Origin of the sequence: Massilia sp. KIM, assembly GCF_002007115.1 — a bacterium.
Lineage (GTDB): Bacteria > Pseudomonadota > Gammaproteobacteria > Burkholderiales > Burkholderiaceae_D > Telluria.
On the sequence record NZ_MVAD01000001.1, the window covers coordinates 3,343,435 to 3,355,526 of the forward strand.

The 12,092-nt window shown below is 56.4% G+C and carries 9 protein-coding genes and 1 pseudogene; 5 read left to right on the forward strand and 5 right to left on the reverse strand.

Annotation, left to right across the window (positions count from 1 at the left end; all coding sequences use genetic code 11):
* Positions 1-51 precede the first annotated feature (51 nt).
* A complete protein-coding gene (locus tag B0920_RS14630; RefSeq protein ID WP_078033207.1) occupies positions 52-1,665 on the reverse strand; it encodes a GMC family oxidoreductase in 1,614 nt (537 codons plus the stop codon).
* Positions 1,666-1,847: 182 nt separating this feature from the next.
* On the opposite strand from B0920_RS14630, the pseudogene B0920_RS26455 reads away from it, so the two are divergent.
* From B0920_RS26455 to B0920_RS14645, 3 genes and pseudogenes are all read left to right on the forward strand, one after another.
* Positions 1,848-1,955: pseudogene (locus B0920_RS26455) on the forward strand (magnesium chelatase); the annotation flags it as partial.
* 359 nt (positions 1,956-2,314) lie between these two features.
* On the forward strand, positions 2,315-3,844 hold the full coding sequence (locus B0920_RS14640) for a recombinase family protein (protein ID WP_078033208.1): 1,530 nt from the start codon (positions 2,315-2,317) through the stop codon (positions 3,842-3,844).
* The gene (locus B0920_RS14645; protein WP_078033209.1) at positions 3,841-5,346 is read left to right on the forward strand and encodes a recombinase family protein; all 1,506 of its coding nucleotides are present in this window, start codon (positions 3,841-3,843) and stop codon (positions 5,344-5,346) included. Before B0920_RS14640 ends, B0920_RS14645 begins: the two co-directional genes overlap by 4 nt.
* A gap of 808 nt (positions 5,347-6,154) precedes the next feature.
* On the opposite strand, the gene B0920_RS14655 is transcribed toward B0920_RS14645, so the two are convergent.
* The 4 genes from B0920_RS14655 to B0920_RS25640 all read right to left on the reverse strand — a co-directional run bounded on the left by B0920_RS14655 (position 6,155) and on the right by B0920_RS25640 (position 10,006).
* Positions 6,155-6,529: a hypothetical protein gene (locus tag B0920_RS14655; protein ID WP_078033211.1), complete on the reverse strand. Its 375-nt coding sequence runs from the start codon at positions 6,527-6,529 to the stop codon at positions 6,155-6,157.
* Positions 6,530-7,833: 1,304 nt separating this feature from the next.
* Complete coding sequence (locus tag B0920_RS14665; protein WP_078033213.1) at positions 7,834-8,472, reverse strand: recombinase family protein; 639 nt, start codon at positions 8,470-8,472, stop codon at positions 7,834-7,836.
* Positions 8,473-8,897: 425 nt separating this feature from the next.
* A complete protein-coding gene (locus tag B0920_RS25635) occupies positions 8,898-9,413 on the reverse strand; it encodes a hypothetical protein (protein WP_143745733.1) in 516 nt (171 codons plus the stop codon).
* A 188-nt stretch (positions 9,414-9,601) separates the two neighbouring features.
* Positions 9,602-10,006 (reverse strand): hypothetical protein, encoded by a 405-nt coding sequence (locus tag B0920_RS25640; protein WP_143745734.1) that lies wholly within the window; start codon positions 10,004-10,006, stop codon positions 9,602-9,604.
* A 572-nt stretch (positions 10,007-10,578) separates the two neighbouring features.
* Between B0920_RS25640 and B0920_RS14675 the strand changes: the two genes are divergently transcribed.
* Complete coding sequence (locus B0920_RS14675; RefSeq protein ID WP_143745735.1) at positions 10,579-11,055, forward strand: phospholipase D-like domain-containing protein; 477 nt, start codon at positions 10,579-10,581, stop codon at positions 11,053-11,055.
* 293 nt (positions 11,056-11,348) lie between these two features.
* Positions 11,349-11,918 (forward strand): hypothetical protein, encoded by a 570-nt coding sequence (locus B0920_RS14680; RefSeq protein WP_143745736.1) that lies wholly within the window; start codon positions 11,349-11,351, stop codon positions 11,916-11,918.
* Positions 11,919-12,092: the final 174 nt, after the last annotated feature.

A 12,092-nucleotide genomic window follows, 5' to 3' on the forward strand; every position in this document is an offset into this window, starting at 1 on the left:
GCCCGCCCGATCGCCGGTCGGGCCCGCGCGCCCCTGGCGGCGCGCCCGTCCTTACAGACGGTGGGCGGCGCGGATCTCCTGGGCGGCGCGTTCGCCGATCACCACGCAGGGCGCCATGGTGTTGCCAGTGGTAATGCGCGGCATGATGGAGGCGTCGGCGATGCGCAGGTTTTCGACGCCGTACACCTGGAGCTTGCCGTCCACCACCGACATCGCGTCACGTCCCATTTTCGCGGTGCCGCACTGGTGCCAGTAGGTCATCGCACCATTGCGGACGTACTGCTCCAGTCCCTCGCGGCTCATCTTGCCCGGCATGCTTTCGCGCTTGACCAGCTTGCCGAAGGCCTCGGCGTTGCCCAGCTCGCGGCACATCTGCACGCTGGCGATGGCCGCTTCCAGGTCTTCCGGATCGCTGAGCATGTTGGCGTGGATGATCGGCGGGTCGCCGGCCTGCGGCCCCGAGAGCAGCACTTCGCCGCGGCTCTTGGGCTGCGCCAGGCCGGCGTACATGGTCCAGCCGTGCTCCGGCAGGCCGAGCGCGGCGTTCTCCGGCGTCGACACCGGGAATGCGAGCTGGCAGTGCAACATGTCGGGTCCCTCGAGCGAGGGGTCGCTCTTCCAGTACAGGGTGGCTTCCGAGCCGCCGTTGCCGACCTGCTGGGGTTCGGCGTATTCCCAGATGCAGCTGAAGCCCACATGGTCCTGGTGGTTCTGGCCCACGCCCGGCAGGTGCTGGCGCACCGCGATGCCGTGGCGCTCCAGTTCCGCGCGCGGCCCGATGCCCGACTGCATCAGCACCTTGGGCGTGTTGATCGCGCCCAGCGACAAGACCACTTCACGCGCCGCCCCGAAGCGTTGCAGGCGGCCGTCGAGGATCACTTCCACGCCGGTGACCTTGCGGCCCTCGAAAGTCAGCTTCGACACCAGCGCCTTGGTGAGCACGGTCAGGTTGGGCTGGGCCATGCGCCGGTAGGCATAGGAGCGGAACACCGACAGGCGCTTGCCGTCGCGGATGCGCAAGTCGTTGATCGCCGCGCCGCCCTCGCCCTCCATCATGGCGCCGTTCGGGCTGTCGTAGACCGGGATGCCGAGCTCGCGCGCGGCGTCCAGCATCAAGGTGGCGGTTGGCTTGGGGTCGTGGGCAGGCGCCACGTACACCGGGCCGCCGTGGCCGCGGCGCAGCGGGTCCGGGCTGCCCTGCCAGTCCTCGATGCGGCGGTAGATGTCCAGCACCGCGTCGTAGTTCCAGGCCGCGTCGCCGGCTTCGGCGGCGAAATGGTTCCAGTCGTTGCGGTGGCCGCGTGCCCACAGCATCACGTTGATGCTCGAGCCGCCGCCCAGCACCTTGCCCATGTTGAGCGGCACCGCGCGGCCGTTCAGGTGCTGGTTCGGTTCGGCCATGAAGCCCCAGTCGCGCTCGGAGCCGAGGTTCAGCGGCCACTGGCCGGGCTCGATCACGCTCGCGACCTCGTCGTCGCCGCCAGCTTCCAGCAGCAGCACGCTGACGGCCGGATTCTCGGCCAGCCGGGCCGCGACCACCGAGCCGGCCGATCCGGCCCCGCACACGATGAAGTCGTAGGTCTGCCTGAGGGAGCCGGCCAGGGCGCGCTGGTTGGCGCGCACGGCTTGCGCGAAATCGATGCTGTCGTACACCTTGTCGGTCATGGTTCGCCTTTCAATGAGGGGGAGGAGCGCGGCGGCGGGCGCGGCGCGGTCTGCCAAGACATACGGGCAAACCCCGGGATTGGACGCGGGGCCCCGAGCGCCGCGCACGCTTGGGACGGCTCAATGAGCGCCGCCCTGGTGCTGCCATCATCTGGCCAGTCCCGCCTTTCGCCAGGAGCCTCATGAGCCTTGCCGTCCTCCGCAGCCGCGCCCTCGCCGGCATGGAAGCCCCCGCCGTCAGCGTCGAAGTGCATCTCGCCAACGGACTGCCCTCGCTCACCATTGTTGGCAACAATCTGCCATTGCTCCATCGCAGTGTAACTCTCGCCTCTTGGAGAAGTAGCTAGGAGAACGGGGGCGCTTCACCTATTCTCGTACGCGGAGCCTACCGTTGATACGTCCCCCGGAATAAGACCTAACAGTTCCCAGGTGACAGTGCTGTCGAAGCCGCAGTCCTCTAGGAAACGCATTGCGTAAAGCAACCCGTGTGTCTTCCGAAGATGTATAGCAGCAGCAAGCAGCCGTGCGTTGCGAAGAAGAGGGTCCGGTGGGTGCGTGGTCATGGCCGTGTGACGCTGTTTTTAGTCCTCCTATAATCTCCTATCTGACTTGCCGGGTTGTTGAGCTACCTCAAAAACTGGAGAATCCTATGCGAGACGCCTGCCCAGATCGCGCCGTAATGTACGTGCGTATGTCGACAGAGAGCCAGGACTACTCGACGGATCATCAGCGAGCCAAGCTCCAGGAGTACGCAGAAACCAAGGGCATGATGCTCGTCCGTGAGTATGTCGACGATGGCAAGAGTGGCTTGGACATAAAGCGGCGTGCAGGCTTGACGGCACTCATGAAGGACGTCCAGTCAACAGAGCCTGATTTCAGCCACATCCTTGTCTATGACATTAGCCGGTGGGGGCGATTTCAGGACATTGACGAGGCTGCATACCATGAGCACACCTGTCGACGTGCAGGCATCACCGTGGTCTATTGTGGTGAACGATTCTCCGACGATGGCGGACCGTATGCGGCGCTTCTGAAGAGCATGAAGCGTGTCATGGCCGCTGAGTACAGTCGCGATCTCTCAGAGAAAGTCTTCATCGCACAGTCGCGGTTCATTAAAATGGGCTTCAAGCAAGGGGGGCACGCTGGTTACGGGCTGAGGCGACTGGCCCTGAAAGCTGACGGGACCCCAAGGGCCATACTTGAGTACGGAGAATCTAAGGTTTCAGCTACGGACAGGGTGATACTAGTTTGGGGCCCAGATGAGGAAGTAGCGACGGTCAGACGGGTGTACTCACTATATTTGAACGGAGGCTACAGCGAATCGCGCATCGTCCGGCTACTAAACAGTGAAGGCATACCAAGCGAGTTCAACCGCCCGTGGACACAAGCGATGCTCAATTCTCTCTTGACCAATGTTAAGTATTGCGGGGCGCTTGCCTATAACCGCCGCTCATGCAAACTGTCGAAGCCACGAACCCGCAACCAAGACAGCCAATGGGTCGTAAATCCGGCCGCAGTTCCCCCTATCATTTCCCGTGCGCTCTTTGATGCTGCTCAAGCGGAGCGTGCGCGACGATTGCGGCGATTTACAGCCGCTGAGTTGATTGCACTGCTCCAGGGCTGCCACCAGCGGCATGGGAAAGTGAATGCAAAGGTTATTGCAGCCGACCTAACAATGCCCGATCCACAGTTGTTTGTACGGACATTCGGATCCTTGGTGAGCGCTTACGATATGGCTGGCCTACCGCGATCCGTAACTTACGCATTCGTCCACACCAAGAGGCGGCTAACTGCCATCCGCAGCGAATTAGTTTCGAAGGTGGAAGCACTTACATTAGCTGCAGGCTCGACCATTGAGCGCACGCCGGAGCCATCCATCTTGATTCTGAACGGCGATCTGCGTGTCCAAATTCAGGTCGCAGTTCCCCGCAATCCTAAGCGCGGCGTCCGGAACTGGAGAGTCTTTGCGAGACCCGGCGTCGACTTCATCATTACTGCCCGGATGGGGCCAACAGTCAGTGAGATAGCAGACTACTTCTTGCTCGATGCGCCTTGTCTGGCGGCAGGACCCGTCTACCTCAAGGACTCCAACCTTGATCGATACTCAACATCGCGCTACACCTCCTTAGCTGATATGTTTTCAGGATCGATCGTCGACCAACCGGAGACGCTGCGTTGAGCCGGCCCACTACCCCTGCAGCTCTCTACGTTCGGGCATCCACTGAGCATCAGAACTACTCAACCCGCCATCAGGAGGCAGCACTGCGCGAGTATGCTACCGAACACGGCTATGAGGTCGTCAACATCTTTCGTGACGAAGGGCGCAGCGGTCTTACTCTGGGCGGTCGCGTTGGATTGCTGACGTTGTTGGAGCAAATCCAAACAGGACAAGCCAATTTCACAACGATCTTGGTTTATGACGTAAGTCGCTGGGGACGCTTCCAGGACATTGACGAGGCTGCGCACTACGAGTATGTCTGTCGACGCGCCGGCATCAAGGTCTGTTACTGTGCAGAGATTTTTGCTAACGATGTGTCACCTATTGCCACGCTAATCAAGGGCCTTAAGCGCGCCATGGCCGCGGAGTACAGCCGTGAACTCTCGGTGAAGGTGTTCAATGCTCAAGTGCGCCTCACGCAGGCGGGCTATAAGCAAGGAGGATCCGCTGGGTATGGCTTGCGTCGGATGGCGGTGTCTGCGTCAGGACAGCCCAAAGGTATCTTGGGTCCTGGTGAACGGAAGAACATGCCTAGCGACCGTGTTACTTATGTGCCCGGTCCAGAGGACGAGAAAACTGTCATCCATCGGGTCTACGCGATGTATCTCGATGAGCGCATGCCCGAAGTTCGTATTGCAGCTAGGTTGAACGACGAAAAAGTTCCGACCGGCCTTGGTCGCCCTTGGTCAGTGCACCTCGTGAAGCAAGTACTCACGAACCACAAGTATGTAGGAACGATGACGTTCAACCGCAGCACGCAACACATGCGAAGCACACGGCGAGCGAACGATAAAAACAAGTGGGTGCACCGTGAGCATGCATTTGAGGCAGTAGTCCCACGAGAGCGATTCGTTCAGGCGGCTGAAGAGCGCAGGCGACGCCGCAAGAAGTGGACCGATGACGAGATGCTGGATGTGCTCCGCGACATTCTGGTTGAACACGGAAGGGTTACTCCAGAACTGATCAATTCTAGTCACGGCCCCTCGGTCAAGTCTTACGCTTTCCGATTCAACAGCTTGGTATCAGCAATGGGCTTGGCTGGCATAAGTTGGCCTTCTTTGTCACGAGGAACGATCACACGATTCCGGCTTCGGTGCGTCACTCGGGGCATTACAAACGAGCTGAATCGTTGCATGGCTGCTGTAGAAGCGAAGGTGGAGAGGCTCACTCCGCGCACGTGGCGCGTGAACGGTGTCACGGTACGTCTACTTTGCACTCGCTGCCGGTTTGAGCGCAGCCATCCATGTTGGAAAGTGACAGTAGCACATACCCCTGCGGTCGACTTCGTCATTTGGGTTCGCATGGACCAAGCCAACGAACATCTGGAACAAATCTACCTCATACCAGTCGCGGAGTTTCCAGAGCACCAGTACATCTGGCCTTCGACCAGGACACTGCCCAGGTACGAGCAGTACGCCGTCCCGTCACTACAGGCGATGTTTGGTCTTGCGAAGGGTACTTAGCAGCGCCAGCTGGGCAGCATGTGGACGACAGCAACCGGGATCGTCAGAGAAGTGGCCGTGGAGGAAAGACATGGATCCGGGACACACCACACGGTGGGACGAACATGGAGGACAAGCAGAACTAAAACTAGACTTTAGACTGCCTGTCCTGATCTGGAGATGGTCTCTTGGATCACACTGTCTAGCGATCACGAAGAGAGCCACTCCACTTAGACCACATTGCTCCGAGAAAGTACTGAGTTTGTCTTGTCCTGGTTGACGACGATGAACAATCCTTACCGGTCAATCACTGAGAAAATCGTTCGTCGCTCCGTGGGGTACCTTATATAGGTGAGCTTTATTCCTGACCAAGCTCGTACTTAGATCATGGTTGTCGTCCCACGATAAGTCATACCTGCTAAGGTCGTCCTCAAATGGGTCGCCATCACTGTCGAAGGAGCATCCTTCAGTGAGCACCTTTTCAAAGGCTGTCGCCGCGATCCTCAGCAGGGTTGCCAACTTTTTAGCGTAGCTCAGGCTGTATCCGGTGTAGTCCTGTATGGACCGCACACTGATCTCAGGCAGGTCACGAAGCATACGGAAGATTAGCCCTCTAGAGACGGGCCTTGTGTTCCCGCCGAGGTCGAGCCTCGATACTCCTGAGATGATGTCATCCAGGTCGCGAGCTACCTTACGGGGGAGCTGATAGTAGATCTTAGAGAATCCTCCCCAGCAGTCCTGGAGGTGATGCCGGTGCGGATTGGGGGCGATCTTGGGAGGACGGCCCCGCCGCTTCGGTTTATGCTGGGGGAGATAAGAACACTTGTGGTCAGTGGGACAGACGTGCGGCCAGCTCATGGTCCACCATGTGGGCGATAAGGCGCTGGAGTTTGTAGCTAGAGGTTGGATGCTCAACCCAAATTCGGAAGGCCTTGGCAAGCTCGGTTTCGCTCTTTTTGGAGGACTTGGACTGAGGAGGAGCTGACGATGGTTTTTGAATGACGGTGTTGTTCATAGTCTTGATGGGTGCATTTGATTGATTCGGAAGCGGAGGGAGCTGCAGAAGCTGGCGCTCAAGTTTGCGGGCCGCCCCAACTCGCCTGTTCACTTCCTCGATGAAGTACGACTTGAAGGAGCTGGCGAGCGAGGAGTAGCGGTGCCGCATAGTGACAAGGGGCTGCACGAATTCAGTAGGTGTGGTCATAGGGTTTCTACGATGGCGCTAGGAGGCATAGAGGCCTCTCAGGGGCGTTGATGGGGATGGGTTGCTACTTGGTATTGTCCGAATTTGATCGTGGCTTGTAGCCCCGCAGATTCGCTAGGCTGGCCTTCGGGGGCGAGGACATCTCAAGCAATGCGGTCCGCTCTCTAGTAAGAAAAGCCTCACTGCCAGATCTTGCGGCCTCGATCATCCTCTCCAGGTACAGAGAGACGGCTCGCCGGATGAGGACCGTTCGGGAAAAGACGTTGCGGCCAGTCTTCAGTTCATCCAAGTGCTGGACTTTGATCAAGGCTTCGCTGGTGAGCGTGTCTAAGGCCAGCTTTTGTTGATGTCTGAAAGCTCGCTTAGGCTGTCGGATGGCGTACAGGCGGTCCTTGGAGGTCGCGGGTGGGCCTCCCTGGGTCTCGGGTGTAGTGGTCATATGTGATCCTGATGGAGGGAAGAATTAGAAAAAATATTGGGACAGATCAGCAAACACTGACGCGCTGATCAAAACTTGGACAAGAAAAGAATATTCAAGTCACCCTAGAGGGCGCGGTAGATAGCCGGTAGACCAAAGAGACAACAAGGTCTGGGAGACGTGCAGCCGAATTGTGTACTTGAAGGGATGCTTATTAGGTAACCCAAGATCCAGGTAGAAGTGATCTTAGGTGCACCTTGGGATGACAATAGGTGATCTTAGAAATGCCTCTAAGATGTTTCCTATTTAATAAACAATGAAGAGTTACCTGATCAGAAAATCGACAGGGGCATCTGTAGAACCCCCGAAGAGAATCCTAAGTTCCCCCTACCCCCAAGATTCTGGACAAGTAGACGGGTTGAGGCACTACGACACACGCCCCCCCCAGCGGTGATCTCCTCAGATTGAAGAGAGGTCGTCGGCCAGTAGCGGTCCAGACGACTCATCTCCTCTATATTGCAGGAACTTGTCGACGCTGCCAGTAGCGGTCAGGTCGGCTCGTTCTTCCTATAATGCCGGAACTTGTCCTCGCCTTATGCTTTCTCGATGATCACATGGGCACTCAGAAACCACAGCAGTATGGCTCCGTTGTGACGCTCCACATGAGGAATGAGGTCGAGGTGTTTCGTGCGCTCGATCCAAGCTTGGAACCTCCCTAGTTTGATAGTCATAGTGGCAACTCCTTTGTTATTTTCAAGGTGAATAATTTATCACTGGAAATCACATCGGAAAAGTACTTTATAGTTCCAATCGTGGAACTATTCCAGGTATGGACAGGCCTTGCACTGGCGGGTTGAGGATACTCGACAGGCCAGCTACTAGTCATTTAAGTCTGAGACCACGATTGCAGGGCCGCCGACGCTGCTGCAGGGTCATTTCGGATTCGGTAGATAGCCTGACGGCTCAGGCCAGTAAGCTTGGCAATCTCGCTGACGCTGCTACCAGTCATCCCTAAGATGGTGTGGAGCTGTTCCTGGGTGTAGCTGGGCTTCCTTCCTCGGTACTTACCTTCCACTTGTGCAGCATGTGCTATCCCTGCCTTCTGGGCCTCTCTGTTGGCCTCTGCCTGGGCTTGTGCTGTCGCGGCCATGAAACCTATCAAGGCGTCCCTAACGGCCATCTGCATCGGATCCTGAGTGCTGCCATCAAAGGTCATGTTGTTGATGACGGTCCTGATGATCACTCCCTTCCGGATGAACTCACGGATGTTGTCCGAGACGTCTTGGTAATTCCTGCCTAGACGGTCTACCCAGCGGACAACAAGGGTGTCCCCTTGGCGGAGTATGTCAAACAGGCGCCTCCCTCCAGGGCGGTCCTTGAGAGGGACGCTGAGGCCTGAAACACCGTCATCCGTGATCACTTGGTCTAGCGTGAACCCGGCCTTCTCAGCTTGGCTGCGCTGGTGCTCTACAGTTTGATCCGAGGTCGACACTCGGGCATAAAGGATAGTCTGAGGTGAGGTCATCTTAGGCTTATAGACCTGTCCGTTGAGTTGGCGTCCGCAGAATAATCTGTCCGAAAATAAAAATCAACCCCAACGGACACACTTCCTGCCGAGCCAGACATTGTCCGCTGTGGTATGCCCTAACGTACATCCGGAAAGGGCTATCCACAGTAGCGACTGCACAGGGGGCCCCCTGGATAACTGCGACTGCATCTGTTGTTTGACGGAGTGTACTCAACTATCTAAAGCAATTTCCATTACGTAAGCATGATGTTGAACTCGTGACATCGACCGTGATGCCTGCACTCGAGCCAACAGCGACTCTAAAGTCAAGTCGATTGCAACGTCCATGCGTAGCGCGAGATTTTTGAACGTAAAAGTTCGCTGCGGCATGAACGTGTCCTGAGCAGCGCAGTCTGTTCAGGCCGATGGCAAGGCTGCCCTATTCAGGCCTTGGTCGAGTTGCGCTTGAATAGACGCAGTTCGGTGCGCAGCAGTTCGTCGACTTGCACGCATTGTTCCCGGAGCGTCTTGTGCTGGGCATTCATCGTTGCACGCAGATTGGTTCGCTCAGAGCGGGTGAGGAGATCGGAAACCTCGTTTGCCTGCCTGAGATCCTCTACCTTGCTGAGATAGGTTAGTGCATCATCAGCGATTTGCTGGAGGCGCTTATGCAACGATTCTGGGAAGTAAAATTCGGATAGATGGGCTGTACCGAGAAAGGGGAAGACGTCAGCTTCTGTGAGAAGAGGTCCGCGCTGCACTATCGCCCCGTGGAAAGCCTGAAATGCTCTGTAGAGATCTAAGCGGGAGTGATGCAAGTTTATATCGTTTGCCCGCTCAGCACTGTCGGCAGAGCGATCAGCCGCCACGCGGGAGTCGTGCGCGATAAAGGCTGCGACGAAGGAAACTATGAACGCTAGACCTGCAAATATAGCGGAAAAAACACTAGGCTCATCCATAGATCCGCCTCAACAAAAGAAGATCGCGCGCATCTAGGAGGATACGAGCGTCAAGGAAATCCCCTTCGAACGTGTATAGAAACCGAGTTCATACCCGCTGCCCGAGCCTGAGTGGTGGTGGCAACGCCAGTGGTGGTTGTAGCAAATGTCGTCACGTTGGGCGGTACATTGTCAGATAAATGAGAGGCCTAGCTAATGAGGCTAGCGCTACCAAGCCGGCATAACCCACATGGTGGCGGCTCCCGAGCTCGGCCGGCCTTGCGTTTCAGGCGTAGTTTCGGGTTTGAATCAATAGCTTCACGTTGCGGCGGGCGGACTTGCGCCATCAACAGTGCAAGAACCCAGGCGCTCGCTTGTGCTGGCTTAGCATCGTCTCCAATGAAAAGCAGCGCTGCCTCATCGAGGCTCAAGTGAGCATATTTGGAGGCGATGAGAGACCCATCGAGCTTCCTCCTACGAATCACAAACGGATCGTCGAGCATGGCCAGAAGTGCCTGCGCGTAACTGTAACCACCTCCATTGTCGCTATGGGCGACTTGGAAAGGTATCAGCAGCGGCGGCCTTTCGCCGAACAGATCTAATTGTGTCGCCATGGTTCTTGTGATTGCCCTAGTTGTGTTACCTCGTAGGCATGCGTCCTGCACGCATTCCTTAGGTGGGAGGGTGAACCTCCAGGGTGCGGGATAGGTTAGTTTGCCTGACTACTTTTTGCTGTTTTCATCGTCATTCCTTGGTGGCGACTTGGAGCATTTAACAGCTACCTGACAGATCGTCGTTATGACGAGTTTAGTCAGTAGGGCCTTAGGGTCAGAGTCGTTTTGTTCCGTTAGCGATCCGATCAATTCGAAGTAGAGATAACCGTTGATGAAAGCATGCTCCTTGAAATATTTAACAATATTTCGGGTGCGAGCCGACAGTTCCTGCTTTTGTTGCTTTTGCTGCATGTTCCTCCAATTTTTTAAGATTGGAGGTTGCTTCCTATCTACGCACGCCGGACACAACAGGACCGGCTGATCCATTTTCACCGAAAGTAACCAGCACTGCAACAATGTCAGTTAGCAATTTTGAAGAGCTAAGAGCGCCTAAACCTCTTGCCTTTCCCTAAGGCAACGCCATACACTGCGCGGTAACGACCCGCGCGAGCGGATCAAAACCTGATCGCCCAATGAAAGGTGCACACCTCATGCTCCTTCAAACAAATTCTGGCAAACGAAAACATGTTCACCTTCTGTCTGAGCTGATCAAGAAATCGAAAGTTTCGATCCTATGTTCCGGGTGGATCAAACTTCCTGGACTAGAGGATTTGCTGCCGTCGATTGACGAAGCGCTTGCCAATGGTGCCGTCATTACGGTGTATTCGAACCTGAAAGAAACCCTAGAAGGCGTGGCGCCAGCGCTGGCTTCTCGCACAGGGCTGACGCACCGCATGGTGGGCCCTCGCAGTCGCGCGCTGCATACCAAAATCTACTACTTCGAAAGCGGCGATGAATACACGGCCGTAATCGGTTCTGCGAATATCACGAAGGGGGGGTTGAGCGCCAATGAGGAACTGTCCGTGACGCTACAGGGGACACGCGGCGATCCCCTCTTCCTCGATCTGCAAAGGTACTTGGCCACTCTCGCAGGCATGAAGTTTGCCTGAAGCTGGCGCGCGCCACCGCGAGCCTGCTTACGTGCCAGTATCTCCGATTCCTAGAGGATAAGTAACAGTCTGCTTTTGGGGCGTAAGCGAACGGTTACACTAGGACGCTGTACTCAGAACGGCTGTCTTGCTGCCAGTTCAGGAAGATGTTTGATCAAAACGTATGGGGTACGGGGGGTGAAGCCGGGTGACGCACCTCGTGGTACCCCTTCAGATTTTTTTGGTGAAACTTTTTGACCCCCTGTAGCATGGCGGAAGACCAACTCAAGGAGGTACGCGGTGAGGGACGCATCATGATCACCACTCAAGACGTTGTTGAGAAATGGATCCCGTATCGACTGCAGGCCATCTCAACGTTCCTGAAGATCTGGAAGATCGCAAACGAGAGTCCGGACCAGCGGAAGGTCGAGATCGTGATCGACGGGAAGACCAGGATGCAGGGCAACGTGGCGTTGATCGCCAACCCGATGATCGAGGCTGGTTTGATCCACGCACGAGCACTGCTGGGGTTCCTCGGACTGTCTGTAGACCGTCAAGGGAGGCTCGTTCAGGCTACTCCTTCAAGACAAGACGACATTGCCATCGAGAAGGTCATGATCGAGGGGATTCCACTTAGGCGAGTCACCCCAGAAGAAGCCATCCGTGCCTACTCCGGCCCCCCAGAGGAAGCCGAAGCTGCCCTTGTCGCGATCCTTGAGTTCACAAACAAGAGTGTCGCCCACCTGACCACCGGGGCACTGTCCCGCAGTTACACCGAGGACCACCTTGAGATCGCCTGCCGTGGTATCACAGAACTCCTACGAGGCCACCTGTATGAAAAATTGGGAATGATGATCCCTGATTCTCCACTGGCGGGGAGTTAAAAAACTAGACGCAAGTAGTCGGCAGTTTTCCCATGCTGAACAGTTCCCATCTTGAGATAGTTGAAAATCTGCCGAGCAGTCTTTCTTTTCAATAACTACCCTGCCTGCTAATCTGTCTTGGCTTTAAACAGCCACACAAGACAGCAGATGCGAGAAACTAGCATGCAGGAAAAT